At 64.2% G+C, this 3467-nt stretch carries 2 protein-coding genes and 2 pseudogenes; all 4 read left to right on the forward strand.

Features of this window, described 5'->3' with window-relative positions; genetic code table 11:
* Positions 1 to 147 precede the first annotated feature (147 nt).
* On the forward strand, positions 148 to 576 hold the full coding sequence (locus C1719_RS06135) for a helix-turn-helix domain-containing protein (RefSeq protein WP_102375944.1): 429 nt from the start codon (positions 148 to 150) through the stop codon (positions 574 to 576).
* 178 nt (positions 577 to 754) lie between these two features.
* A complete protein-coding gene (locus tag C1719_RS06140; protein WP_281255988.1) occupies positions 755 to 1450 on the forward strand; it encodes an alpha/beta fold hydrolase in 696 nt (231 codons plus the stop codon).
* A pseudogene (locus C1719_RS15870) lies at positions 1342 to 2187 on the forward strand (DEAD/DEAH box helicase); the annotation flags it as partial. The gene C1719_RS06140 and the pseudogene C1719_RS15870, both read left to right, overlap by 109 nt.
* Before the next feature lie 226 nt (positions 2188 to 2413).
* A pseudogene (locus C1719_RS16040) lies at positions 2414 to 3467 on the forward strand (DEAD/DEAH box helicase); the annotation flags it as partial.

The following is a 3467-nucleotide window of genomic DNA, read 5'->3' on the forward strand; positions in this document are numbered from 1 at the left end:
GGGGGGGGGAGGAGGAGCAGCGCTTTCTCGGCGTTCTCCTCGCTCTGTCAACGGATCGCGACATTTTTCCAATGATATGCCATGATCGGTTGGTGGAGCGCCTTCTGGCGCCGCACTATCATGGATGCATGAAGGAGTATGAAAAACATGATCGGTATGAATATCCAGAGCAGGCGGAAGATGTGCGGGCTCACACAGGAACAGCTTGCCGAGTGCCTGGGCGTATCCCGCCAGACTGTGGCGAAGTGGGAAAGCGGCGAAACGACGCCCGATTTATCGAACGGCGCCGCCCTGGCGGATGCTCTCGATGTTTCGCTCGACGCGCTCATCCGCTACGACTCGCACGGCACGTCGCTTCCCATGCCGCCGCGCGGAAAGCACCTGTTCGGAACGGTAACCGTGGGCGAGCGCGGTCAAATCGTCATACCGAAGCAGGCGCGCGATACCTTCGGTATTGCGCCAGGCGATTCTCTTCTGGTATTCGGCGACGAAGCGCAGGGGATCGCGATAACGAAGGCGGAAGATTTCATGGATCGCGTTTCGGCGCTCCTCGAGCAATCAGGGAAAAAACGGTAACGGCACGGCTGCCGAGCTGGGTTCTGCATGCCGTCGCCCGAAAGGAGATGCCATGCGGAAAGCAGGCGGGAAAAGGAAGGTCGGCATGATCATCGGAATCGCGGTTGCGCTCGTCGTCGCGGGAGTGGCGGTGGCCGTAGCCCTGTACGTCGACAACAACAGGCACGGTGAGGCCCGCATGATAGAGAAAGCGCATGCGGCGGGCTTCGTGGAGAAGCAGGTTGACGTTGGCGGGGCGGTCGTGAACTATGCGGAGGGGCCGGCGGGCGGGCCTGCGCTTCTGCTGATCCATGGGCAGTCGATGCAGTGGGAGGATTATGCGAGCGTGCTTCCGCGCCTTGCCGAGCGCTATCATGTTTACGCTGTCGATTGCTTCGGCCACGGCGAATCGACTCGCGATCCGTCTCTTTACACATGCGCGGCGCAGGGCGAGGCGCTCGTGTCTTTCGCCGACCAGGTGATCGATGCCCCCTACGAGGTGTCGGGGCTTTCATCGGGCGGCATCATCGCGGCGTGGGTTGCCGCCAACGATGCCGAGCGCGTTACGTCGCTCGTGCTCGAAGACCCGCCGTTTTTCCATGTGACGCCCGAGGAGATGCAACGGGAGCCGGGCTGTTTCGTGTGGCGGGACGGGGTCGAGATCACGCACGGGGTTCTTCAGCAAAGCGAAGGGGACGATCTTGCCGTGGATTACGCGCAGAACAGCTATCTGTTCGCGCNCGCAATCCTCCCGACATCCTCATCACCACGCCTGAGTCGCTTTACCTCATGCTCACCTCGAAAGCTCGGGAAACGTTGCGCACGGTGGATACGGTCATCGTCGACGAAGTGCATGCAATGGCGGGCGACAAGCGCGGCGCGCACCTCGCCCTGAGTCTCGAGCGTCTCGACAGCCTGCTCGAAAACCCTGCGCAGCGCATCGGCTTGTCCGCCACGGTGCGTCCGCCCGAAGAGATCGCGCGTTTTCTCGGAGGCGTTCGCCCCGTGAGCATCGTCGCGTCGCAAGATAGGCCCGACATGGATGTGCGGGTGAGCGTTCCCGTGCAGGATATGACGGCGGTGCCTTCGTTCGACGGCTTCGAGCCCGACAAGCTGAGATCGCCTGCGGCGGAATCGCGTCGGACGGGCGGCGGTCCCCGGCGCGCGCCCGCCGAGCAGGCCTGGAAATCGGATCGGGCGCTGCGGGCTGTCATGGATGGCCGCGCGCCGAAAGCGGCAACGCCCGATAGTCGAGTGGGGTCATCTTCCATCTGGCCTTACGTCGAAGCGGCCATTCTCGACGAGGTGCTTGCGCATCGCACCACCATCGTGTTCGTGAATTCGCGCGGTTTGTGCGAAAAGCTCACCTCGCGTCTCAACGAGCTTTACGCGAAGCGCAAAGGCGCCTTTCCCGAGGGGGGCGAAGCCGTTGCGAGTGGCATTCGGTCGGGGATGGGCGCTACAACCGATTTGGCCCAGGCAACGGCCGAAGTCATTGCGAAAGCCCATCATGGGTCGGTATCCAAGGAGCGCCGACAGCAGGTCGAACGCGAGCTCAAGGCCGGCGAACTGCCGTGCGTCGTGGCCACGTCGAGTCTCGAGCTTGGCATCGACATGGGATCGATCGACCTCGTGCTGCAAGTGGCGCCGCCGCCTTCGGTGGCGAGCGGCCTGCAGCGCATCGGCCGTGCGAACCATCAGGTCGGCGGCAGATCGGAAGGCATCGTGTACCCGCGCACGCGCACCGAGGTCATCGACGCCGCCGTCGTGTCGGAGGGCATGTCGGCGGGAGCCATCGAAAAGACGACGGTTGTCAAAAAACCCGCTCGATGTGCTCGCTCAGCAAACGGTCGCTGCGGTGTCGATGGAGGATGTCTCTCCCGACGAGTGGTATGCGACGGTATGCCGCTGCGCTCCGTTTTCCGATCTTCCGCGCCGTGCGTTCGATGCCGTGCTCGGCATGTTGAGCGGCGCGTACTCGTCCGCTGAACTTGCCGATTTCTCGCCGCGCATCATCTGGGATCGCGAGCGCAACCTGCTCATTGCCCGCCCAGGCTCTCAGCGCCAAGCGGTTACCGCGGCGGGCACCATTCCCGATCGCGGCATGTTCTCCGTTGTGCTGCCCGAGGCCGATGCCAAGGCGGGCAGGCGGCGCGTGGGCGAGCTTGATGAGGAGATGGTCTACGAATCGCGGGTGGGCGACATCATCGCGCTCGGTACGAGCACGTGGCGCATCCGCGAAATCACGCGCGACCGCGTTATCGTGGAACCGGCACCGGGACGTTCGGCTCGCTTGCCGTTCTGGCATGGCGAAGGCATTGGGCGGCCTGCCGAAACGGGAAGGGCGAAAGGCGCGTTCGTCCGTGCGGTCGCTTCGGCGCTCGATGCGCCCGACGAAGACGAGGGCGATGACGCCGAGGGCGTTTGCGGCGGCGTCGAGCCGGGGATGCTGGCCCGTCTTTGCGCTGATGGCCTCGACGAGAACGCGCGGCGAAACCTTATCGAGCTCATCGGCGCCCAGCGTGCCGCTACGGGCTTTGTTCCCGACGATCGGACGCTTGTCGTCGAACGTTGCGAGGACGAGCAGGGCGATTGGAGGGTCATGCTCCATTCGCCCTACGGGCGCCGCGTCCACGAGCCGTGGGCGATGGCGGTGACCGATCGCATCGTGCGAACCCGCGGGTTCGATCCCCAGACGCTTGCGATGGACGATGGCATCATCTTGCGCATTCCGATGAGCGAAACCCTGCTGCCCGGTGCCGAGCTGTTCGCGTTCGATCCGAGCGAGCTAGAGCGCGTCGTGCGCGATCGGGTGGATTCGACTTCGCTGTTCGCGGCTCGGTTCCGCGAATGCGCGGCGCGATCGCTGCTCATGTCGTCGACCGCTCCGGGCAAGCGGGCGCCTTTATGGC

This window comes from Raoultibacter massiliensis, assembly GCF_900199545.1.
In the GTDB taxonomy this organism is placed as follows: domain Bacteria; phylum Actinomycetota; class Coriobacteriia; order Coriobacteriales; family Eggerthellaceae; genus Raoultibacter; species Raoultibacter massiliensis.

Bases quoted from the DNA above. Each gene is read 5' to 3' on its own strand.
- C1719_RS06135 (WP_102375944.1), top strand. From the start codon at position 148: ATGATCGGTATGAATATCCAGAGCAGGCGGAAGATGTGCGGGCTCACA.